Origin of the sequence: Gordonia alkaliphila, assembly GCF_039542465.1 — a bacterium.
GTDB classification, from domain to species: domain Bacteria; phylum Actinomycetota; class Actinomycetes; order Mycobacteriales; family Mycobacteriaceae; genus Gordonia; species Gordonia alkaliphila.
In genome coordinates this window covers 15,744-37,667 of sequence record NZ_BAABIE010000008.1, presented here as the reverse complement: position 1 = coordinate 37,667, position 21,924 = coordinate 15,744, and the positions used below count along the sequence as shown (strand labels likewise).

Below are 21,924 nucleotides of genomic sequence, written 5' to 3'. Positions count from 1 at the left end.
ATCCGGCCGCGATACGGAACAATGGCGGGCATGCCCGAACAGATGGTGCCCGCCGACAGCCACGATGTGATCCGAGTGCGCGGCGCTCGGGTCAACAACCTGAAAGACGTCGACGTCGACCTCCCGAAGCGGCGTCTCACCGTGTTCACCGGACTCTCCGGATCCGGCAAGAGTTCGCTGGTCTTCGGCACCGTGGCGGCGGAGAGCCAGCGCCTGATCAACGAGACCTACAGCTCGTTCGTCCAGGGCTTCATGCCGACGCTCGCGCGGCCCGAGGTGGACGTGCTCGACGGCATCACCACCGCCATCCTGGTGGACCAGGAGCGGATCGGGGGCAACCCGCGCTCGACGGTCGGCACCATCACCGACGCGCACGCGATGCTGCGAATCCTGTTCAGCCGCTTGGCGACTCCGCACATCGGCGGTCCCAACGCCTACTCCTTCAACGTGCCCTCGGTGACCGGCAGCGGCGCCATCAAGGTGGGCAACAAGAAGGCGGAGAAGGCCACCTTCACCCGGACCGGCGGCATGTGCCCGCGCTGCGAGGGCATGGGCACGGTGGCCGACATGGATCTGACGGCGCTGTACGACGAGACCAAGTCGTTGAACGAGGGTGCGCTGACCATTCCCGGGTACAGCACCGACGGCTGGTACGGTCGGATCTTCGCCGGCGCGGGCTTCTTCGACCCGGACACGCCGATCAAGGACTTCACCCCCGCGGAGCTCGACGACCTGCTCCGCAAGGAGCCCACCAAGATCAAGGTCGACGGCATCAACCTCACCTACGAGGGCCTCATCCCGCGCATCCAGAAGTCGATGCTCAGCAAGGACATCGATTCGGTGCAGCCGCACATCCGGGCGTTCGTCGAACGCGCGGTGACGCAGAGCGTCTGCCCGGAGTGCGACGGCACCAGGCTGGCCGAACCGGCGCGCACGTCCACGATCGACGGCGTCAGCATCGCCGACCTTGCGCGCATGCCGATCGTCGATCTGGCGCAGTGGGTCCGCGGCCTCGATGAGCCGAGCGTGGCGCCGCTGCTGGAGACGTTGCGCGGCACCCTCGACTCGTTCGTCGAGATCGGCCTGGGCTACCTGGCGCTGGAACGCCCCACCGGCACGCTCTCCGGCGGAGAAGGCCAGCGCGTCAAGATGATTCGGCATCTGGGGTCGGCGCTGACCGACGTGACCTACGTGTTCGACGAGCCCACGGTGGGTCTGCACCCGCACGACATCTCGCGGATGAACGATCTGCTGCTGCGTCTGCGGGACAAGGGCAACACGGTCCTGGTGGTGGAGCACAAGCCCGAGGTGATCGCGATCGCCGACCACGTGGTGGACTTGGGGCCGGGCGCAGGCTCCGGCGGCGGCGAGGTCTGCTACGAGGGCGATGTGGCCGGTTTGGAGAAGGCCGACACCATCACCGGCCGCCACCTGCACGACCGGGCCGCCGTCAAGGACACGGTGCGCACGCCCACCGGGCACCTGGAGGTGCGTGGGGCGTCGACCAACAATCTGCGTGAGGTGAACGTCGACATCCCGCTCGGCGTGCTGGTCGCGGTGACCGGTGTGGCCGGATCCGGTAAGAGTTCGCTGATCCACGGTTCGGTGTCCGGCGGCGAGGGCGTGATCGCCATCGATCAGACCGCGATCCGCGGTTCGCGGCGCAGCAATCCGGCCACCTACACCGGTCTCCTCGACCCGATCCGCAAGGTCTTCGCCAAGGCTAACGGTGTGAAGCCGGCCCTGTTCAGCGCGAACTCGGAGGGGGCCTGTCCGGTGTGCAAGGGCGCCGGGGTGATCTACACGGATCTGGTGACGATGGCGGGCGTGGCCTCACCGTGCGACGAGTGCGACGGCAAGCGCTTCCGCCCGGACGTGTTGGAGTACCGCCTCGGCGACCTGAACATCGCCGAGGTGCTCGCGCTGCCGGTGGCGCAGGCCCGCGACTACTTCTCGGAAGGACCGGCGCGCACGCCCGCGGCGGCGAAGATCCTCGACCGCATGGCCGACGTGGGCCTGGGCTATCTGACCCTGGGTCAGCCGCTGACCACGCTGTCCGGCGGCGAACGGCAGCGCTTGAAGCTGGCCACCGCGATGGCCGACAAGGCCGGCGTCTACGTGCTCGACGAGCCCACCACCGGACTGCACCTGGCCGACGTCGATCAGCTGCTGGGCATGCTCGACCGGCTCGTCGACGCGGGTAAGTCGGTGATCGTGATCGAGCATCACCAGGCGCTGATGGCGCACGCCGACTGGCTCATCGACCTCGGCCCCGGGGCCGGCGTCGAGGGCGGCGAGGTGGTGTTCACCGGCACCCCGGCCGAGCTGGTGGCCGAGCCGACCACGGTCACCGGCGAGCACCTCGCGGCGTACGTCGGCTGAGCCGACTCGCCGCTACGTTCGCTAGACCGGCTGCGGCTCCGGCGTCGGTGCGGGGGCCTTGTTCTTGCGGCCGCGGGCCTGCGAGACGAAGTGCCCGAAGACGATGAGGCTGAGGAAGGCCGCCAGCGTGCACCAGATCGACGAGTAGTCGGCGGCCTTGATGATGGCGGCGATGGACATGGCGATGAGGTTGCCGACACCGAGCGCGATGACCCAGCGGGCCGAGCTCATCATCGGCGCGAAGCACGTCGCGAAGACGTACGGCACGGCGAGCAGGGCCGCACTGAACGGGACTCCGAGCAGGTAGTCGAGGTTGCTGTCGATCACCTTGACCTCGATGGTCGGCTGCACCGCGAGATAGGCCATGTAGACCGCGAGGATGCCGCCGACCACCATCGGCGCCCACAGCCAGCGGCGTCGTCGCGGATCGGTCTCCATCAACCACACCGACCACGGTATGAAGATCGGCAGAATCGCCCAGGCGAACATCACCCACATGTGCACGCCCGGTCCGGACAGGGCGGCGTCGGTGGACCCGTCGAGTTCCAGCCAGGTCCAGCCTTCCAGCGCCTGGTGGATCGCGAAGAGCAACGGCAGGGTGGCGAACGGGAGTTGCCGCAGATCACGAACGAGGGGCAGGGTGGCCACTCCGGCCGCACCGATCACGCCGGCGCCGACGAAGCTGGCAGTCGCACTGAAGCACATGGGCCTATCGTGACACGGAGCCTTCGCCGCCGAGGACAGCCGGTCCGATTTGCACCGTTAGCCCGGCGCCGCTGAGCGTCCCGGTGGCCTCGAAGGTGCGCTCGTAGCCGGTGGCGGCGATGCGCCAGCCGTCGGCGGTGCGCCGATAGGTGTCGGTGTAGAACGCGGCCCCGATGATCAGGACGTCGTACTCGGGGATCATCACCTTGTCCTGCAGGTACCAGGAGCCGGTGGCCTCGTCGCCGTCGATCTCGATGATCGGATGGTCCACGCGGTGCTCGGTGGCCATGGTCGACACCATGGCGCCGCTCAGATACTCGATCAGTGCGTCGCGTCCGGTGAAGTTCAGGGCCTTGCCGCCGACCTTGGAGCCGTAGCCGGCCTCGACGTCGTCGGTGACGGTGTCGGCGAAGGCCGCCCAGTCGCGGGTGTCGACGGCGCGCAGGTAGCGGTACTTGAGTTCTTCGATGGCGCGGAGGTCGTCGTGATGGGTCATCGGGGCGCTCATTCCTGGGTCAGGTCGGGGATGGGGAGGCGGAAGTTGGGCGCGGCGAGGCCGCCGTCGACGTCCACGATGGTGCCGGTGACGTAGGCGGCGGCCGGGCTGGCGAGGTAGACGGCGGCGGCCGCGATGTCTTCGGGCCGGCCCAGGCGGCGCAGCGGGGTGGCGGCCTCGATGGGCACGCGCAGGTCATCGTTGGCGGCGACGATCTCCAGCGCCGAGGTCGCGATCGCGCCGGGCGCGATGCCGTTGACGCGGATCCGCGGGCTCAGGTCCTGCGCGGCCAGCTCCGTGTAGTGCGTCAGCGCGGCCTTGACGGTGCCGTAGGTGAGGTAACCGCGGTCGGCGAGGCGGCCGATCGACGACGTGATGTTGATGATCGACGCGCTGTCGCTGCGGAGAAGATGGGGGACGGCGGCCAACAGCAGGCCGTGCGCGGTGCCGACGTTGAACGAGAACGAGCCGATCAGTTCGCGGACGCTGGTGTTCAGGAACGGTTTCGGCATGGCGCCGCCGACGTTGTTCACCACGATGTCGAGGCGACCGAACTCGGTGATGGCGGCCTCGACGAGCTGCCCGGGGTCGTCGGTGGCGAGGTTCAACGGAACCGCGACGGCGCGGCGGCCCACGGCCTCGACGGCGGCGCGCACGGTCTCCAGGTCCTCGGCGGTGCGGGCGGAGATCACCACGTCGGCACCGGCCTCCGCGAGACCCTGGGCGATGGCGGCACCGAGGCCGCGACCGGCGCCCGTCACGATGGCGACTCGGTCGTCGAGCCGGAAGAGTTCAGTCATTCTCGCAGCCTAACCCGCGCCTCTCGATCGCCGCAGCGGCCCGCCGCCGAGAGGGGCGACGGGCCGCTGCGCGCGGTGTCTGATCACCGTCCGGTCAGCTTCTCCTTGACGGTGTCGACACCCTCCTTGAGCTTGTCGGCGGCCTCGGAGACCTTCTCCTTGGCGGTGGCTTCGCCCTGGTCGGCGCGCCCCTCATGGCGCAACTGGTCGTCGTCGGTGGCGGCGCCGGCGGCCTCCTTGGCCCGGCCCTTCAGTTCCTCGGCCTTGTTCTGTGCGTGGTCGGAGTGGTTCATCGGTCCTCCTTCGTCGTCGTGTGCTTCGTTCGACATGGGGTTACCCGGAAGCCGCGGACTCAAACACCCGGTATGTCCGCGGCTAGACTGCGGGGCGTGGCTGCGCTCGAACGGCACCAGGTGGCGTGCTATCTCGGGGCCCTCGCGACGGCGATGCTGGTGGGCGTCGTGCTGCCCGGACAGTCGGTGCACCTGGGCGGCGCCATCACCCCGCTGTTGGCGGCACTGTTGTTCGTCACGTTTCTGCAGGTCCCGGTGGCACAGCTGGTGCGGCGGCCACCCGCGGGACGGTTCCTCCCGACGATTCTGCTGCTCAACTTCGTCGTCGTACCGGTGCTGGTGGCCGCGCTGTTCCCGCTGCTGCCGGACGAGCGCGCCGTCGAGCTCGGTGTGCTCCTGGTGCTGCTCTGCCCCTGCGTGGACTACGTGATCGTCTTCGCCGGACTGGCCGGCGGCGACGCCGCCCGTCTGTTGGCCGCCACCCCGGTGCTGCTCGTGCTGCAGATGCTCGCCCTGCCGCTGTACCTATGGCTGTTCCTCGGCGCGGACCTGGCGTCGGTGGTGGACCCGTGGCCGTTCCTGCAAGCTTTCGGCGCGTTGATCGTGGCACCGCTGGCGTTGGCGTGGGCTGCCCAGTGGTGGTCCGGGAGAGCCGCGGCGGGCCGCCGGGTGGTCGGCGCGGCGACGGCCGCGATGGTGCCGCTGATGGCGGCGGTGCTGTTCGTGGTCGTCGCCTCGCAGGTCCCGCACCTCGACGGTCGCGCGGGCCGGTGGTGGTCGGTGGCGGCGGTCTACGTCTTGTTCATCGCGGTGATGGCCGTGGTCGGCGGACTGGCGAGCCGCCGGGCGGGACTGGACACGGGGGAGCGGCGCGCGGCGATCTTCGCCGGCGTCACCCGTAACTCGCTGGTGGTGCTGCCGCTGGCGTTGGCCCTGCCGGACGCGTTCGCGGCGACCGCGGCGGCGGTGGTGCTGCTGCAGACGCTGGTGGAGTTGGTCGCGATGGTGACGATGGTGCGTCTGGTCCCGCGCTGGGTGCGGTAGCCCTCAGGTGACGTGCTCGGCGACGGTGGTGGTCGCGCCGATCGTGGCCGGTGTCTCGGTCATGGTGCGCATCAGCGCGCGCGCCTGTCGGTCCCCGCGGCCGGCGGTCCACGCCCGGCCGCCGGGTAAGAGCGCGATGCCCGATCGAGCGAGATTGCCGGGCAGGGCCAGCGCCGGATACCAGGGCGGCGTGCGGGTGGGCAGGCCCAGGGTGGCCATCGCCTTCGGCCCGAGGAAGGCCGTGCTGACGGACAGGTGCTGCGAACGCGCCACCCGGCGACGCAGCGGAGCGAAATGGCGATACTGCCACTGCAGCGGGTCGTCGGCCATCGGGCGAGCCAGCCGCATGCTGGTCTCGTCGGGCGTGGCCAGGGCCGACGAGGTGTGCTGGAGGATGGCGACGGCGCTGCGGAAGCTCGTGGGCAGCAGATCGTCCCGAACTCCCATGAGGTGGCCGACGTACCTCGTCAGGGCGGCGATCGCCTGATACTCGCTCGGCCGGTGCACGATGCCGATGCCGAAGCCGCCGAGGTTGGGCGCCACCAGTGACCCGACGAGCGTCGCCGCCATGTCGGTCTGATTGATCGGCAGGCCCCATTCCTGCTCGTCCCAGTCGGGAAGTGCGGACACGTGCCTGCGGACCATCGAGTGAATGAACCGGACGCGGATAGTCGACCGGTAACCGGCGCCGAACTTCGCGAGACCGCCGGGGCTGATCACGTCCATGGCCCATTGCGAGGTCTCAGCGAAGCGAGCATTCGAGCCCTTCTCCAGCGCGCCGGTGCGCAGCAGGGTCTGGTTGAATCCGGCGAACTGATAGCCGCCGAGGAGTGCGACGTCGCGGGCGATGGTCAGACCGTCCGCGCCCGCGGCGCGCATGGCGGCCGCGGCGACCTCGAGCTGGCGGGCGTCAACCCAGTCCGGAACGGTTTCGAGTTCGTCGAACAGCGTCTTCAGGGGCGCCGGTGGGGCGTCGACGCTGTCGATGCCGTGGCGCAACGCCTGGTCGAACTGCCGACGAATCGGTGTCGATTCCCGGGTGCGCATCCAGGCGACGAAGTCGTCCATTAGTGGGTCGCCGACCATCAGCAGTTCACCCAGCTCGGCGAACCGGGCGCGGTCCGGTCCGCGGACCCCGAGGAGTGCGCCGAACGCGGCGATCCCGGCCGGAACCGGTCGCGGGGACTGCGGGTGGCGGCGGGGAACGGGCGGGGGCGGAACGGGCTGGGACATGTGTCAATGCTCCTGATCGGCCTTCTGGAAACACCTGTGCGCTAAATGTAGCGCGCCAGTGGGTCGCACCGCGACCCTTGACTTTCCGATCGGGACAGAGGCGCGTCGAGTTTCCACTCAGGAAAGTAGGGAGTTGTCATGAACGCCACCGATATCCATCACGCGCATCCGTCCCTCGAGGCCGTCGGTCGGGCGCTGCCGTGGCTGATCATCGCGATCCTGGTCGCGATGGTGTCGCTGACCGTCGGTGCGGCACTGTGGCTCGCGGCGCCGCGCACCCCGCGATCATCGCCGGGGTCCTCGTCGCGGCGATCGTCGGCTTCGGGGCGGACGGAGTTCGAGCAGCACGTCCTCGCACTGCAGGAGATCGTTGCCGGGGCCGCGGCGCGTCAGTGAGTCGCAACCACCGGAAGGGCCAGTTCCGCGTCGTCCACTCCGGTCAGGCGCACGCGCACCTCTGAGTATTCGATGCCCACGTCCGACTGCCAGTCGACCGGCACCGACGTCGCGCCGGGGTCGGGGACGGTGTCCTGGTCCGCGGTCACATTCAAGAACAGCAGGTGTTCGTCGAAACCCTCGCGATCCGGGGCCACCGTCACGCCGACGGGCGCGCCGTCGAACGCCAGGGTGCCGGTCACCGCCAGCCGAAGGACGCCGTCGGGGCCGGGGAGTCGCATCAACCGTGCTTGCCAATCGTCGCCGAACCTCATCGGATCTCCCTTCCTCAGTCCAAGGGTAGATCCCCGTGGGGTGGAGAATCCGGCGATCGGGCGGCCCGGGCTGTCCGCCACTGACGCGGTGTGCAGTCGAAGCGTCCGCGGAACCAGCGGGAGAAATTGGACGGACTGGAGAAGCCGAGCATCATGGCGACGTCGGTGAACGAATAGCGTTGTGCCGCAACGAGATGCTCGGCCAACGCTGCCCGGGTGTCATCGACGACGGACGAATAGCTGGCGCCCTCGGCGGCCAGCCTGCGGTGCACCGTGCGCCGGTCGACGCCCAGGCTCGAGGCCACCTGGTCCACCGTGCAGCGACCGGTCGGCAGCAGCATCTCCACCAACTCGCGGGTCCGCACCGTCGTCGACGGTGCCGCGCCCGGGTCCAACTCGCTCAGAATGCGGCGGCTGTACTCGCGCAACTGCGGATCGGACTGGCTCACCGGGCGATCGAGGTCCGCTTCGGCGACGGTGAGGCCGTTGAAGTCGCGGTGGTAGCGGGCCAGGCCGCCGAAGATTCGACGCGCGGTGGTGTCGTCCTCCGGCGGCGGGTGGGCGAAGGACACCGACAGCGGTCGCCACGAGTCGCCGGCCAGCTCCCTGATCAGCGAGAACAGCACGCCGACGGCCAGGTCGGTGGACTGCCGATCGGCGATCGGGTGGCCCACATCGAGTTCGACGCGGATGTCGGCGACCCCGTCGTGCACGGTCACCAGGGTGCGCAGGGACTCGTTGTACATCCGTTCGTGACGCGCCAGGAGCGTCAAGGCGCTGCGGACGTCGGGCTCTTCGCGCAGGACCAGGCTGAGCGGGCCGAGATGGGACAGTCGACGCAGCTCGGCGAGCCGCAGCCCCAGGTCGGGTTTGTGTGCCTGGTCGGCGGTGAGTTCGAGCAGTTCGATGATCGCCTCGGCGGGCACCCAGCGGTCCTGCACGGCCACACCGCCCGGGTCGAGCCCCACCGAGCGCATCAGGAGGTTCGGATCCAGGCGCAACGAGCGCGTCAACTGCACGAAATTGGCGAGTGATCCGTACCTGGCCAGTGGTTTCATCGCCATGACTGTGATCCCAGTCGGCAGGCAATGGCAATGAGCCGTAGGTCACTGCCTGTCCCGACCTGAATAGTTGACGTCCCACAGGGAATAGTTTATCCTTGTTTCGGCCCGTACTGTCGTTCACATCGGCCGAGGGCTCCCCGGTCGCCGACTCCGGTCAGAAGCTGGACCGTGCGCCGTTCTCCAGCCTGTTCACCAACCCGGCGGTGCTGTGCGCCTACTTCGGTAGCGGCATGCAGATGTTCATGGCCGCGGTGATGTTGACCTGGTTGCCGACCTTCTTCAAGGAGTCCTACGACCTGCCGGTCGACAAGGCCGGCGGCATGGCGGCGATCTTCTTCATGCTGGTGGGTTCGGGCATGGTGGGCTGCGGCTTCTTCGCCGACCGCATCAGCCTCTCCGATCCGACGCGCAAGTGGACGGCCGGCGTGGCGTTCTGTTCCATTGCCTTCGTCGCCCTGATGTTCGCGTTCCGGATGCCCACCGGCACCACGCAGCTGGTGCTGCTCGGAATCGGCGCGTTCTTCTCCGCCGGCTGCTCGGGCACCTCGGCAGCGATGGTCGCGTCGCTGACGCACCGCTCGATTCAGGCCTCCGCGATGGGCACGCTGACCCTGGCCAACAACCTGCTGGGTCTGGCGGCAGCGCCGCTGCTGATCGGCATTCTGGCCGACAGCATGGGCCTGATGGGTGCGCTGAAGATCGCGCCTCTGGTCTACATTCCGGCGGCGGCGGCGATGATCGTCGGACGTCGACTGCACCCGGCCGGACTGGCCCGACTGCGCGCGATCTCCAGCGGGGTGGCCCGATGAGCGCAGTGAACCCCACCGTGGTCGTGGTCCCTGGACTGCGCGGCGCGGCACCTGACCACTGGCAGGAGCTCTACCTCGCCGAGCACCCGGAGGCGGTCCGCGTACCGTTCCCGGCCGAAGCCGACTGGCACGATCTGAACGAGCGAATCCGTTTGCTGCAGAACACGATCGACGACGTCGACGGCCCGGTAGTCCTGCTGGCGCATAGCGCCGGAGTGCTGGTGACCGTGGCCTGGGCCGGACAGGCGCTGGCGTCCTCGCTCGACCGGGTGGCCGGCGCCGTGCTGGCGACGCCGCCGGACTTCGACGTCGACTGGCCGGAGCCACACCCGCGGCCCGCGGAGTTGGCGGCCGCAGGGTGGGCGCCGATCTCGCGACGCACGCTGCCCTTCGGGTCGGTGGTGGCGGCCAGCCGCAACGATCCGCTCGCCGGCTTCCGCACTACCGCCGGCTTGGCCGAGGTGTGGGGGAGCAGGCTGGTGGATCTCGGCGACGCGGAGCACCTGAACCCGGCGGCCGGGTTCGGCCCCTGGGCTCTGGCCGAGGAATTGGTCGCCGAGATGGCCGCCCGACTGGTGGCCGGCTCGGTCTAGACCCGAACGAGCAACCGGACTGGCCGGCGAGGTGATGGACACAAGTCCACTGCCCGCCGGCCAGTCCTTTGTACGGGGGTCGGTCTGCTTGCCGAACGAGATCTGAAACCATTCCGGATATGAAGGTCTATCAGGTTGTCGTCGCAGTTGCCGGACTCTCGCTCCTCCTCGCCGGATGCTCTACGGAGGAAGGCGGGTGTGCTGATCCACGATCGACGACACCGGCGGGCCTAGGCTGAGAGCCATGGGTGACTTCAACGCGCTCGTGGCGCGCAGCAACGACGACGGCGGCATCGACCTGGCGAGCGAGGCAGTGGACATCGGCTTTCTGCCCGAGGGTGAGGTGACGATCGCGGTCGACTATTCGAGCGTCAACTTCAAGGACGCGTTGGCGGTGACACCGAAGGGCGGTGTGGCGCGGGAGTACCCGTTGATTCCGGGCATCGATCTGACCGGAACGGTGCGTGCGAGTTCGTCGCCCGAGTTCGCGGTGGGCGATCAGGTCGTCGCGCACGGTCGCGATATCGGGACCGGTCGACACGGCGGCTATGCCGAGCTCGCCGTGGTGCCCGCAGACCTCGTGGTGAAGCTCGCCGGGCTCACCACCGCCGAGGCCGGCACCATCGGTACGGCCGGCTACACCGCGGCGATGAGCGTGGAACGCATTGTGGCGCACGGCATCACGCCCGCCGACGGGCCGATCTTGGTGACCGGCGCCAGCGGCGGCGTGGGCAGCGTCAGCGTCGATCTGCTGGCGGCGGCGGGGTACGAAGTGGTCGCGTCCACCGGCAAGGAGTCGGCACACGATCTGCTGCGCGAACTGGGTGCCGCCCAGGTGATCGGCCGCGTGCCGGAGGCGGGGGAGAAGGTGCGGGCCCTCGGAAAGACACAGTGGGCTGCCGCCGTCGACTGCGTCGGCGGCACCACTCTGGCATATGTCGCCGGCACTCTTCGCTACGAGGGCATCGTCGCCGCGTCCGGGCTGGCCGGCAGCGCCGACCTGCCCACTACCGTCCACCCGTTCATCCTGCGCGGGGTGACGCTGGCGGGCATCGATTCGGTGCAGCAGCCGAGCGCACGGCGTCGTGCCTTGTGGGCGCGACTCGGCACCGACATGAAGCCGCGACACCTCGACGCGATCACCACCCAGGTTGACGTCGCGAGCCTCCCCGGCACCCTCCGCGACATTCTGTCGGGATCGGTGACCGGGCGGACTCGCGTACGGGTGGCCGGAGGCTTCTGACGCCGATCGGCCCGAGTCGAACGGGTATACCGAGGCGCCTCACCCGGCCCAGGACTCGCGCGGCACACTCCTGCCGGTAAAACAACGGCGTCCTGACCGCCACCGATGGCATATATCCATCGGCGACCGCTATAACGCCGTTGTTTTACCGACAGCCCGCGTCCGCCTTCCGATTGTTCGACGACCTCATCGCCGGATATCCCCGCGGCCCGTGCGGCTTCTGACGCCGATGGTCAGCCGGCGCGCACGGCGGCTTCCACGCGGGCGCCGAGGTCGGCGTCGACGTTGCGCCAGTACTCGAAGGCGCGCGCGAGCACCGGTTCGCTGACACCGGCGAGCAGGTGCCCGGCGATATTGGATACCAAACGCTCACGTTCGTCGTCGCCGAGCACGTCACGGACCAGCGTGCCCGCTTGACCCCAGTCATCGTCGTCCGCTCGCAGCGAGTACGCCTCGCGGATCAGCGGGCCGTCGGTCTCCCACTGCGGTTCGGGCTGACCGGCGTAGTCCGCGGCGGGACCACCCTTGGAGTTCGGCGCGTAGACCGGATCAGAGGTCAGGTCGATGCGCATCGCACCGTCCTTGGAATAGCTGTGCACCGGATTCCGGGGGCGGTTCACCGGGATCTGCTGGTAATTCGCGCCGATCCGAGCACGATGCGCGTCGGGATAGGAGAAGACGCGGCCGAGCAGCATCTTGTCGGGGCTGAATCCGATGCCGGGCACCACGTTGCTCGGCGCGAACGCAGCCTGCTCGATCTGCGAATGATGGTCGGTGGGATTGGTGTGCAGGGTCATTCTGCCCACCTCCACCAGCGGGTAGTCCGCGTGCGGCCACACCTTGGTCAGGTCGAACGGGTTGAACAGGTACGTCTTGGCGTCCTCGTAGGGCATCAGCTGCACGTGCAGGGTCCAACTCGGGTGATGCCCAGCTGCGATCGACTCGAACAGGTCGCGCGTGTAGTGGTCGCCGTCGGTCATGGCGTATCGGTCGGCTTCCTCGGCGGTCAGATTCTCGACGCCCTGATCGGTCTTGAAGTGGTACTTGACCCAGTGTTTGACACCCTCGGCGTTGACCCACAGGTAGGTGTGCGAGCTGTAGCCGTTCATGTGCCGCCAGGTCGACGGCGTACCGCGATCGCCCATGAGCCAGGTGACCTGGTGTGCGCTTTCCGGTGTCAGCGTCCAGAAGTCCCATTGCATGTCGTGATCGCGCAGATTGTTGTCGGCGCGACGCTTCTGGGAGCGGATGAAGTGTTGGAATTTCAGCGGGTCGCGGAGAAAGAAGACCGGCGTGTTGTTGCCGACCATGTCGTACACGCCCTCGTCGGTGTAGAACTTCAACGCGAATCCGCGCGGATCTCGCCACGTGTCCGGGCTGCCGCGCTCGCCGGCGACCGAGGAGAAACGGGCCACCATCTCGGTCTTCACGCCCGGTTGGAAGAGCGCCGCACAGGTGTAGGCAGAAACGTCCCGGAGAGTTTCGAAGGTGCCGAATGCGCCGCTGCCCTTGGCGTGCGGCTGACGCTCGGGAATTCGTTCACGATTGAATTGCGCCATCTGCTCGATCAAATAGTGATCGTGCAGAACGATGGGCCCATCGGGCCCCACGGTGAGCGAATTCTGATCGCTACCGGCGGGTGCACCCGAATCGGTGGTGGTGATTGGACGATCGGTCATCAATATCGCCTCCCAGCCTCGACTCCAGTTGACTCGACTTCTGTGCGAGCTATTGGGATCTAGAGCCGAACAAGGCCTGATGCCATTGTGCGTTGCCTTAGTGGATTGTCAACCGGATGACTATGAATAGTCGTCGGGGGCGCACCGGTGCGGCGGCTGCGGTCGGTGGTGTCGGTGCGTCCGCGTCGATCCGAGAGCAGGGCACTCAGGGAATCAGTCGAAGGTTAAGCGGACCTTGGTGGCGGTTCGCTCATCCATCGCGCGATAGCCCTCTGCCGCTCGCTCAATGGGCAGGGTGAGATCGAAGACGACCCCGGGATCGATCTGATCGCTCATGATCGATTCGATCAACCGGGGGAGGAAGCGACGGACCGGGGCGGGGCCGCCGTGCAGGTGCACGGTCGCTCCGAAGAGTTTGCCGCCGTCGAGGGTGACGCCGTGCGAGACGCCGACGAAGCCGACGTGGCCGCCCGGGCGTGTGGAGTCGATCGCCTGCTGCATGGCCTCGTCGGTGCCGACCGCTTCGATCACCGCATGGGCGCCGTAGCCGCCGGTCATCTCCTTGATCCGGGCCACGCCGTCCGCGCCGCGTTCTTCGACGATGTCGGAGGCGCCGAAACGGCGGGCCAGCGCCTGCCGATCGGCGTGCCGGGACATGGCGATGATGCGGTCCGCACCGAGCTCCTTGGCAGCGAGTACGCCCAGCACGCCGACCGCGCCGTCGCCGACCACGGCCACCGTCTTGCCGGGTCCGGCCTCGGCGGCGACGGCCGCGAACCAGCCGGTACCCAGGACGTCGGAGGCCGCGAGCAGACTCGCGTTCTGTGCAGCGGTGCGTTCGGCGGGAATCTTCACCAGGGTGCCGTCCGCCCACGGGATCAGCGCCTTCTCGGCCTGCGTCCCGATGCCGCCCATCATCACCTGGTGGCGACAGCGCGACTGGTAACCGGCCTGGCAGATCTCGCAGGTGTTGTCCGAGGCGACGAAGGAGCCGACCACGTGGTCGCCCACCGCCAGGTCGGTCACGGCGTCGCCGATCTGCTCGACGATGCCGAGGTACTCGTGTCCCATGCGTGCGGGTTCGGTGATCTTGTTGAAGCCGCGATACGGCCACAGATCCGACCCGCAGATGCACGTATCGGTGACCCGGATGATCGCGTCGGTGGGGCGGGTGAGCGTGGGTTCGTCGACGTCGTCGATCCGCACGTCGCCGGGTCCGTACATCATCACTGCGCGCATGGTTTCGACCCTACTGACTGCGGAGGAGTCCCGCCGGGGGAGATGGCAGGTTGGTGCTAGACGCGTACTCGCGGCGACTTGGCCCCCGGACGACACGCCTTGCAGGTCCGGGTACGACGGGTCGCCGACCAGGAATCGCCACACTCCTCACAGACACAGGCGATTCCGGCCGATCGCATGCTCCGCACGGGAAGGTCGCCACCATCGTGAAGTGCGGCAATGAACTCCGCGGCGTCGGCCATGTGCGTGCCGTAACGGTGGGCGGACTTCGCCTTACCCGATAGGGACGACAGATCGGCCGTGACGAGAAGGTCGCAGTTCTTCTTCGTCACCGAATCCACCGGCGCCAACCCTGCCGCAGTCGCCAGTGCACGGAGGGCGTCACGGTCGTACGGGACGCCGCGCGCGTCGACGGCGTCGCCGGTGAAACACACGCGGAGGCCGGAGGACAGTGGCAGTGCAGCCTCGTCGAAACGGTACGGGTTGGTGCGGGTGGTGACGAGTTCCGGAGGTAGGTCCAGGAGGGCGGCGACCCTGGCCAACCGGTCGAGCTCGTCATCGGTGACTACGCCGTCATCAAGGGCGGCCTCGATGAGGTCGGTGAGGAATCCGCGGTGGGCTCGTTCCCGGTCGGCCGGCGACAGTCCGAATTGCTCGGCGAGGTCGGCGAGATCGGCCCGCTCCTCCGCGGTCAGCATCAGATCGGCGAGTGCTTGTGCCAGCAGGAGTGCATACGGGGCGACATCCGGCTCGGGGTGCACGTTGTCGGCCAATTCGACGAGAAACGGCGGGCTCGCATGCACTCGGGGGCCTTGTTCGCGGGTACGGAGTCGGACCGATGTCGGGGCACGTATCCCCGTGCGGGTCGGATGTCCGACGGTCGTGAACTCAGCGGATACCCGCACGAGCAACTCCGCTGTCGCTCGGGCATCGGAGAGCGCGCAGTGAGCGTCGTCGAGCACGATGCCGTGGATTTCGCACGCCACACCGAGTTTGTGTCGGGTGACGGCGAGTGTGTCGAGGTGCCGTCCCCACTGCACCTGAATGCCGCTGCGGTTCAGCTCGGCATCCAGCATTCGGGTGTCGAACGGCGCATTGTGGGCGGCCACGATTGCGCCGTCTATTCGACTGGCCACCGCTTCCGCGATATCCGCGAAGGTGGGGGCGTCGGCCAACATCGAGGCGGTGATTCCATGAATCCATGAGGCACCCACATCTCGATGCGGGTTGACCATGGTCGCGAATTCATCGACCACGACACCGTGCTCATTCAAGGTGACCATCGCGATTTCCACGATGCGGTCCGATCTCCCCAGTCCGGTGGTTTCGACATCGATGACCACCACGGCGGGGGCCGACCCGAGCAGGGACGTCAGACGCCCCGACTTCTCGATCTGCGCCGGTGGTGACGCGTGTGACTCACGCGCAGGTTCTGTTGGGCGGCGAGGTTCAGCCGCATGAGACGACTCGGGTTCGGGTTCAGGTGCGGGTGCAGTGGCCGACGACGGCGCGGGAGCGTGGGGTTCCTGCGTACTCGTGGTCCACTGCCGACCGTCGAACCATCGCTTGTCGGCCTCCTGCCACGGATCGGGATACCACCCCGGTTGATAGCTCACTGAGGACGTCCAGCCGGAGCCGTCATACCAGCGCAGGGGTGCCTGCTTCCAGGGGTCGTCATACCAACCGGGCACTGCGGACAATTCATCCTCCGGATCTGAGATCGAGTCGGGGATCAACCTAGCCGTCCGACGGGCGATATCGGTGAGATGTCGGTTTCTTCACGTGTTCGGATGGCTCGGGCGACCAGAACCCGGACTACCGTCGAGAGTTGTGCAGACAGGTCGATGGGTACTGCGAGGGAGGCGGCGATGAGTTCGGTGCTCGGGGCGCTCTGGAATCTGCCCGACCCCGTGGACGACGGTGAGCAGAGTTGGGACCGGGAGGCTCGCGACGGTGAGACCGTGGCACAGCGTCTCGACCGCAATTGGTCGATCCTGATACAGGAACTGCGTGTGCTCCAGACCGGTGTTCAGGTGTTGGCCGGCTTCCTCCTGATCGTGCCGTTCCAGTCGCGATTCGACGTGCTCGACGGCCCCGAGGTGGTGATCTACCTCGTGACGGTCGGGTTCGCGGTGGCGGCCGTCGCCTTTCTGCTCGCGCCGATCGCCATGCACCGGGTGCTGTTCCGGCAGCACGAGATGCGCACCATCATCGCCACCACCCATCGCGAGGCGGTGGTCGGCCTGATGTGCCTGGCCGTCGCCCTCGCCGGTGCCGCGGCGATCGTCGTGCTCGCCACGACGAACTCGGGATGGGGTGCCGGGCTCGCAGCAGGCGGCCTCGGCCTGCTCCTGGTGTGGTTGTGGATCTGGCTGCCGCTGCGGACGCTGGCGCGGGTCCGTCCGAGCGGTCCGGCCGACTAACGTGACTGGCGACTAGCGCGACTGGCCGGCGTACTCGGGATTCGGCCGCATGTCGATGGCGCTGGCCACCCGGTTGGTCATGTTGTAGAACGCTGCGGTGGACGAGATGTCCCAGATGTCGCGGTCGCTGAAGCCGACCTCGCGCAGGCGCTGCCGGTCGGTCTCCTCCATCTTCGCCGGGGTCTCGGTGAGCTTCTCGGCGAACTCCAACATGACCCGCTGACGGTCGTCGAGGTCGGCGGCGCGGAAGTTCATCACCAGCTGCTCGCCCAGTGCGGGGTCCCCGGACAGTGCGCGCACCGCGGCACCGTGCGCGGTGAGGCAGTAGTAGCACTTGTTGATCGACGACACGACCACGGCGATCATCTCGCGCTCGAGCTTGGAGAGGCCGGAGTCGCCGAGCATCAGATCGTTGTACATGCCGGTGAACGCGGCGAGCTTGGTCTCGTCGAAGGTGTACGCCTGCAACACATTCGGCACCATGCCGAGCTTCTCCTGGCAGACGTCGAAATAGCGCTGGGTAGCTTCGCTCAGTTCCTGGGCGGGCAGGTCCAGGGCGGTGATCTTTTCCGACACGGCGTTCCTCTCCTCGTGGCCGTCGGGGGAAAGGGAGGGGGCGACGGCCCTCTCGCAGCGTAGACGTCCGAGCGCTTGCTCGGTGCTGGTTCAGGTGAGCGCGCCGAGAACCAGGTGCAGCGCGAAGGTGGTGGCCAGGGTGCGCACCATGGTGCGGTCGCCGGGGAAGGTCCGCGTGACGGTGCGGGTCGGCTCACCGTCGATCGCCAAGCCGAAACAGACCGTCCCGACCGGCTTGCCCGGGACCGCGCCGCCGGGTCCGGCGATACCGGTGGTGGAGACGGCCACCGTCGCCCCGGTGCGTGCGCGAGCGCCCTCGGCCATTGCCGACGCGACCGGCTCGCTGACCGCGCCGAGTTCGCCGATCAGCGCGGCCGGCACTCCGAGCACACCGGACTTGACCTCGTTGGCGTAGGAGACGATGCCGCCGAGGACGTACGACGACGATCCCGGCCGGTCGGTGAGGCGTGCGGCAACCAGCCCGCCGGTGCAACTCTCCGCGGTCGCGATGGTGTGCCCGGCGAGCGCGACGGCGAGCAGTTCGTCTAGGGGCGCGCCGTCCGCGGAGAAGATCTGTGCCGAATGCTCTTGGTGGAGAAGGGTTTTCAGCGCGTCGTAGATCGGCTCCTCGGCGGTCGCGAAGCGGGTGTCGATCTCCACCTCGCCCAGCCGCATGCACGTGGTGACTTCTAGGTCGCGGAAGCCGGGCAGGTCGGATTCGGCGCGACGCAGAGTCTGCGCGAGGTCGGCCTCGGACAGGCCGTAGGCGCGGATCTTGCGGTGCACCACGTCGTCGCCGCGTGCGAGGACGGCGGCGATCGCCGGAACGTCGACGGCGGCCGGCCACATCGCCTGCAACTCCCGGGGCGGGCCGGGCAGGATCAGGATCGTCGGCCGGTACTGATCGGCGGGGATCGCGACCCCCGGCGCGGTGCCGGTCGGCGGAATCGGGCTGGCACCGGTCGGGACCAGGGCCTGCTTGGCGATGGCCGCGGTGAGGGCCGGGGCGAGCTCGTGGTCGTCGGCGAATCGCCGCCACTTCCGGATGATCGTGGTGATATCGGCTTCCAGGGCGCGGTCGAGGACCAGGTCGCGGCCGCAGAACTCGGCGACGGTCGGTACCGTCAGGTCGTCGGCGGTGGGGCCGAGGCCACCGGTGGTCACGATCAGGTCGACGCCGTCCTCGGTGAGGAAGCGCAACTGCGCGGCCATGTCCTCCGGGCGGTCGCCGCAGATCGTCACGTGCGCCACGTCGAGGCCGTACTCGAGTAGGCGCTCGGCCACCCACGGACCGTTCTGATCGGAGATCTGACCGTGCAGGACTTCGGTTCCGGTGACGATGATGCCGGCGCGAACACTCACGTCGCCCACCCTAGTGCCCCAGTGGGCTCGGAAGTGGCGTGCGGTCGGGGACTGTTCAACCGACCTTGGGGGTTGCCCGTTCGACGATGGTGCGGATGTCCAATCCCGAAGGGAGAGTGCCGAAGACGTCGCCGTGGTCGCCGGCCAGGCGGCTCACCGCGAAGGCGTCGGCGACGGCCGGGTGACCGTAGCGCACCAGCAGCGAACCCTGCAGGACGCGGGCCATCGTGCCGATGAGTCGTCGAGCACCGTACTGCAGGCCGGCGCCGTCGGACAGGTCGATGGCGCCGAACTGCTTCTCCAGATCGGCGACGGCCGCGTCGAGGCGAGCGTCGGCGCCGGCGGCCTGCTTCACCTCGTCGAGGAACACGCCCAGCGTCTCCGGCTGGCGGCCGATGGCGCGCAGGGTGTCGAGGGCGGCGACGTTGCCCGAACCCTCCCAGATCGACATGAGCGGGGCCTCACGGTACAGCCGCGGCATGCGGGAGTCCTCGATGTAGCCGTTGCCGCCGAGACATTCGAGGGCCTCGGCCGCGTGGACCGGCCCGCGTTTGCACACGTGGTACTTGGTCACGGCCAGGCTGATCCGGCGCAACAGTGCGGCGCGCTCGTCACCGGCGGTGGCGGCGTCGGTCAGGTCGGCCAGCCACAGGCCGGCCATGGTGGCGGCCTCGGCCTCCACCGCGAGGTCGGCGAGCACGTTGCCCATCAACGGCTGCTCGTTGAGGGTGGCGCCGAAGGCACGACGGTGCGCGGCGTGGTGGGCGGCCTGGGCGACGCCGGTGCGCATGCCGGTCGCGCTGCCGAGGACGCAGTCCAGCCGGGTGAGGTTCACCATCTCCACGATGGTCTTGACGCCCTGGCCCTCCTCGCCGACGGCCCAGCCGACGGTGTCGTCGTACTCCACCTCGCTGCTGGCGTTGGAGTGATTGCCGAGCTTGTTCTTCAGTCGCTGCAAGGCGAAGCTGTTGCGCGTGCCGTCGGGCAGGACACGCGGCACGAAGAAGCAGGTCACGCCCGCCGACGTCTGCGCGAGGGTGAGGAACAGGTCCGACATCGGGGCCGAGGTGAACCACTTGTGCCCGGTGATCGCGTAGGTGCCGTCGGGTTGGGCCACGGCGGTGGTGGTGTTCGCGCGGACGTCGGAGCCGCCCTGTTTCTCGGTCATCGACATGCCCGCGATGAGGCCGCGCTTGGTGAGCGGAGAACGCAGGCCCGGGTCGTAGACCGAGGTGGTCAGCAGCGGCTCGTAGGCGGCGGCCAGCTCCGGATTCGCGCGCAGCGCGGGGACGGCGGCGTAGGTCATCGAGATGGGGCAGCCGTGGCCGGCGTCGACCTGCGACCACACGCTGAACTTCGCGGCGCGCAGCAGGTGGGCGTTGGGGCGGGGATCGGACCAGGGTGCGGCGTGCATGCCGTGCCGCACCGCGGTGTCCATCAGCTGGTGATAGGCCGGGGTGTAGCGCACCTCGTCGATCCGATGGCCGTACCGGTCGTGGGTGGTGAGCACCGGCGGGTGCTCTTTGGCGAGGTCGCCGAGCTCGATCATCGCGGCGCTGCCGGCCAGCGTGCCGATGGCGTGCACCTCGGCGATGTCGTCGGCGGTCATCGTCGAGCGCGCGAGGGCCTCGGTGATGACCGGTGCGTCGGCGAGGTCGACGTCGACCAGTTCGGGAACCTGGTTGGTGACTTCGTGGGTGCTCATGCCACCGACTATTACATAACAACATCGTGCGAACAAGGACTGTAATGCTTCGGGTGTGTAGTGTTCGACGACGATGGAAACTCCGCTCGTACCTCCGGTGCCGGCCCGCTCTGCGGTGCTGAGCATGCTGCTCGGTGCGGATCCGCCGAGCCTGAGCGGGCGCGAGATCGTCGGTGCGATGGGCCTGTTCGGCGTCTCCGAATCGACGACGAGGGTGGCGCTGACCAGGATGGTCGCCGGCGGGGACCTCACGCGCAGCGACGCGGTCTACACGCTGTCCGAGCGGCTCCGGGAACGACAGCGCGCCGTCGAGCCGCCCGAGCAGCGACCCTGGAACGGCGACTGGGAGATGGCGGTGGTGACCGCCGGGAGTCGTACACCGTCCGAACGGGTCGCGCTGCGGGCCGAGATGCGCCGTCAACGGATGGGCGAACTCCGCGAGGGCGTGTGGCTGCGGCCGGCCAACGTGCAGCGCGCATGGTCGGCCTCGGTGCGCCAGGACGTCACGTTCTTCTCGTCGCAGCCCACCGAGGATCCCGGCGCGTTGGCCGGCGAGCTCTGGGATCTGCCCGCATGGTCCGATCGCGCACGCCAGTACCTCGACGCGCTCGCTGCCGTCGAGGATGAGCCGACGCGCTACCGGACGATGGTCGCGGCGGTGCACCATCTGCAGACCGATCCGCTGCTACCGGCGGAACTCCTGCCGCCGCAGTGGCCAGGGGCGGCGTTGGCCGCGGTCTATGCGGACTATCGTGCCTGGTTGAGGGCGTTGCCGGAGGGGTTCTTCACACCGACGGGTCGGTGATTCCTGCCTGTGGAAAACGTCCTGGTCCAGGTGCGAGTGCGGCGTTACCGTCACCGCATGAGAAATCACGGGGGACCCGGACACCACTGGAATCAAGCGGAGGCCGCGAGCATTCGCGACGAACTCGCCGACAGCTATCGGCGACTGCGCTCGACAACGGACGGCCGCACCGACGCCGGATCCGCGCGGATTCGCGGGGTACTCGACTCGACGTTGCGGTCCGTCGAGGCAGTCGCGCCGATGTGGCTCACGGAGAACTGCACGGACCTGCTGCGTGGCGAAGTGCCCGTGCCGACTGACGGCGATGACCTGCCGGCGCTCGGTCACCGCGGCCTGGTGCTGCTGGAGAAGTCGCTCTCGCTGACCATCCTCGGCACCGCCGGCCCGCAGGGGCTTGCGCCCATCGACGGCCTGCTGTGGTGGCCCGCCTCGGTCGTCGGCGAGGAACTGATCGACGACGACGAAGCACCGCAGATGCTGATGGTCCACGTGCTGTCCGAGGAGACGACGGCGCTGACGTCACCGTGGCCGCCGTCGATCTGGGCTGACGCCCGGCTCACCGACCTGGGCATGTTCGCGTTGCCGCTGGGCGTCGAGTTCGCGCCGCCGACGGAGGCGGCCGACGATCTGGCCCCGGCCATCGAACTGCTCCTCGGCCTCGGTGCAGCACTGCGCGACGGGCGGCTGATCTTCGAGGCGATCGGCGGCGAGACCCGGTCGGGTCCGGCGCCGCGCACCGTCGCCGTGGTGGTGCCGACCTGAC

The 21,924-nt window shown here is 68.5% G+C and carries 22 protein-coding genes and 1 pseudogene; 9 read left to right on the top strand and 14 right to left on the bottom strand.

From position 1 onward, the window contains the following. The first annotated feature begins 30 nt into the window (after positions 1–30). Entirely contained in the window at positions 31–2,382 is a 2,352-nt protein-coding gene (locus ABD989_RS09825; protein WP_345313340.1) for an ATP-binding cassette domain-containing protein, read from the top strand. A gap of 21 nt (positions 2,383–2,403) precedes the next feature. Here the strand turns inward: ABD989_RS09825 and ABD989_RS09820 are convergent, their stop codons facing one another. From ABD989_RS09820 to ABD989_RS09805, 4 genes are all read right to left on the bottom strand, one after another. Further along, complete coding sequence (locus ABD989_RS09820) at positions 2,404–3,087, bottom strand: DUF6629 family protein (RefSeq protein WP_345313339.1); 684 nt, start codon at positions 3,085–3,087, stop codon at positions 2,404–2,406. A gap of 4 nt (positions 3,088–3,091) precedes the next feature. Continuing rightward, positions 3,092–3,583, bottom strand: coding sequence for a nuclear transport factor 2 family protein (locus tag ABD989_RS09815; RefSeq protein ID WP_246996055.1), 492 nt, complete (start codon positions 3,581–3,583; stop codon positions 3,092–3,094). A gap of 8 nt (positions 3,584–3,591) precedes the next feature. Then, positions 3,592–4,383 (bottom strand): SDR family oxidoreductase, encoded by a 792-nt coding sequence (locus ABD989_RS09810; protein WP_246996053.1) that lies wholly within the window; start codon positions 4,381–4,383, stop codon positions 3,592–3,594. A gap of 83 nt (positions 4,384–4,466) precedes the next feature. After that, entirely contained in the window at positions 4,467–4,676 is a 210-nt protein-coding gene (locus ABD989_RS09805; RefSeq protein WP_246996051.1) for a CsbD family protein, read from the bottom strand. Positions 4,677–4,772: 96 nt separating this feature from the next. On the opposite strand from ABD989_RS09805, the gene ABD989_RS09800 reads away from it, so the two are divergent. Next, positions 4,773–5,720, top strand: a complete 948-nt coding sequence (locus ABD989_RS09800) for an arsenic resistance protein (protein WP_345313338.1) — start codon at positions 4,773–4,775, stop codon at positions 5,718–5,720. Positions 5,721–5,723: 3 nt separating this feature from the next. Here the strand turns inward: ABD989_RS09800 and ABD989_RS09795 are convergent, their stop codons facing one another. Then, positions 5,724–6,953: an oxygenase MpaB family protein gene (locus ABD989_RS09795; protein WP_345313337.1), complete on the bottom strand. Its 1,230-nt coding sequence runs from the start codon at positions 6,951–6,953 to the stop codon at positions 5,724–5,726. Between the two features lie 138 nt (positions 6,954–7,091). On the opposite strand from ABD989_RS09795, the gene ABD989_RS09790 reads away from it, so the two are divergent. Continuing rightward, positions 7,092–7,349 (top strand): hypothetical protein, encoded by a 258-nt coding sequence (locus ABD989_RS09790; RefSeq protein WP_345313336.1) that lies wholly within the window; start codon positions 7,092–7,094, stop codon positions 7,347–7,349. Here ABD989_RS09790 and ABD989_RS09785 read toward each other — a convergent pair. Together ABD989_RS09785 and ABD989_RS09780 are read right to left on the bottom strand one after the other, a co-directional pair. After that, positions 7,343–7,663 (bottom strand): hypothetical protein, encoded by a 321-nt coding sequence (locus ABD989_RS09785; RefSeq protein ID WP_345313335.1) that lies wholly within the window; start codon positions 7,661–7,663, stop codon positions 7,343–7,345. The genes ABD989_RS09790 and ABD989_RS09785 overlap by 7 nt on opposite strands. 14 nt (positions 7,664–7,677) lie before the next feature. Then, positions 7,678–8,721 (bottom strand): AraC family transcriptional regulator, encoded by a 1,044-nt coding sequence (locus ABD989_RS09780; RefSeq protein ID WP_345313465.1) that lies wholly within the window; start codon positions 8,719–8,721, stop codon positions 7,678–7,680. Between the two features lie 101 nt (positions 8,722–8,822). Here ABD989_RS09780 and ABD989_RS09775 point away from each other — a divergent pair, with 101 nt between their 5' ends. From ABD989_RS09775 to ABD989_RS09765, 3 genes are all read left to right on the top strand, one after another. Next, complete coding sequence (locus tag ABD989_RS09775) at positions 8,823–9,536, top strand: MFS transporter (protein ID WP_425556516.1); 714 nt, start codon at positions 8,823–8,825, stop codon at positions 9,534–9,536. Beyond that, the gene (locus ABD989_RS09770) at positions 9,533–10,129 is read left to right on the top strand and encodes an RBBP9/YdeN family alpha/beta hydrolase (RefSeq protein ID WP_345313334.1); all 597 of its coding nucleotides are present in this window, start codon (positions 9,533–9,535) and stop codon (positions 10,127–10,129) included. Before ABD989_RS09775 ends, ABD989_RS09770 begins: the two co-directional genes overlap by 4 nt. 244 nt (positions 10,130–10,373) lie before the next feature. Beyond that, positions 10,374–11,372 carry an acrylyl-CoA reductase family protein gene (locus ABD989_RS09765; RefSeq protein WP_345313333.1) on the top strand — a complete coding sequence of 333 codons (999 nt, stop codon included), beginning with the start codon at positions 10,374–10,376 and terminating at the stop codon, positions 11,370–11,372. A 233-nt stretch (positions 11,373–11,605) separates the two neighbouring features. Here the strand turns inward: ABD989_RS09765 and ABD989_RS09760 are convergent, their stop codons facing one another. The 4 genes and pseudogenes from ABD989_RS09760 to ABD989_RS17740 all read right to left on the bottom strand — a co-directional run. Beyond that, the gene (locus ABD989_RS09760; protein WP_345313332.1) at positions 11,606–13,051 is read right to left on the bottom strand and encodes a catalase; all 1,446 of its coding nucleotides are present in this window, start codon (positions 13,049–13,051) and stop codon (positions 11,606–11,608) included. A 213-nt stretch (positions 13,052–13,264) separates the two neighbouring features. Beyond that, positions 13,265–14,290: a zinc-dependent alcohol dehydrogenase family protein gene (locus tag ABD989_RS09755; RefSeq protein WP_345313331.1), complete on the bottom strand. Its 1,026-nt coding sequence runs from the start codon at positions 14,288–14,290 to the stop codon at positions 13,265–13,267. Positions 14,291–14,346: 56 nt separating this feature from the next. Further along, positions 14,347–15,093, bottom strand: a complete 747-nt coding sequence (locus tag ABD989_RS09750; RefSeq protein ID WP_345313330.1) for a hypothetical protein — start codon at positions 15,091–15,093, stop codon at positions 14,347–14,349. Between the two features lie 159 nt (positions 15,094–15,252). Then, positions 15,253–15,981: pseudogene (locus ABD989_RS17740) on the bottom strand (exonuclease domain-containing protein); the annotation flags it as partial. Between the two features lie 177 nt (positions 15,982–16,158). On the opposite strand from ABD989_RS17740, the gene ABD989_RS09740 reads away from it, so the two are divergent. Further along, positions 16,159–16,713 carry a DUF6328 family protein gene (locus tag ABD989_RS09740; protein ID WP_345313328.1) on the top strand — a complete coding sequence of 185 codons (555 nt, stop codon included), beginning with the start codon at positions 16,159–16,161 and terminating at the stop codon, positions 16,711–16,713. A 12-nt stretch (positions 16,714–16,725) separates the two neighbouring features. On the opposite strand, the gene ABD989_RS09735 is transcribed toward ABD989_RS09740, so the two are convergent. From ABD989_RS09735 to ABD989_RS09725, 3 genes are all read right to left on the bottom strand, one after another. Then, positions 16,726–17,289: a peroxidase-related enzyme gene (locus ABD989_RS09735; protein ID WP_345313327.1), complete on the bottom strand. Its 564-nt coding sequence runs from the start codon at positions 17,287–17,289 to the stop codon at positions 16,726–16,728. A gap of 90 nt (positions 17,290–17,379) precedes the next feature. Further along, positions 17,380–18,651, bottom strand: a complete 1,272-nt coding sequence (locus ABD989_RS09730; RefSeq protein ID WP_345313326.1) for a competence/damage-inducible protein A — start codon at positions 18,649–18,651, stop codon at positions 17,380–17,382. A gap of 55 nt (positions 18,652–18,706) precedes the next feature. After that, the gene (locus ABD989_RS09725) at positions 18,707–20,356 is read right to left on the bottom strand and encodes an acyl-CoA dehydrogenase family protein (RefSeq protein ID WP_345313325.1); all 1,650 of its coding nucleotides are present in this window, start codon (positions 20,354–20,356) and stop codon (positions 18,707–18,709) included. Between the two features lie 73 nt (positions 20,357–20,429). Here ABD989_RS09725 and ABD989_RS09720 point away from each other — a divergent pair, with 73 nt between their 5' ends. Then, a complete protein-coding gene (locus tag ABD989_RS09720; RefSeq protein WP_345313324.1) occupies positions 20,430–21,161 on the top strand; it encodes a PaaX family transcriptional regulator C-terminal domain-containing protein in 732 nt (243 codons plus the stop codon). 57 nt (positions 21,162–21,218) lie between these two features. After that, positions 21,219–21,923 carry a hypothetical protein gene (locus ABD989_RS09715; protein ID WP_246996022.1) on the top strand — a complete coding sequence of 235 codons (705 nt, stop codon included), beginning with the start codon at positions 21,219–21,221 and terminating at the stop codon, positions 21,921–21,923. Position 21,924 lies beyond the last annotated feature (1 nt).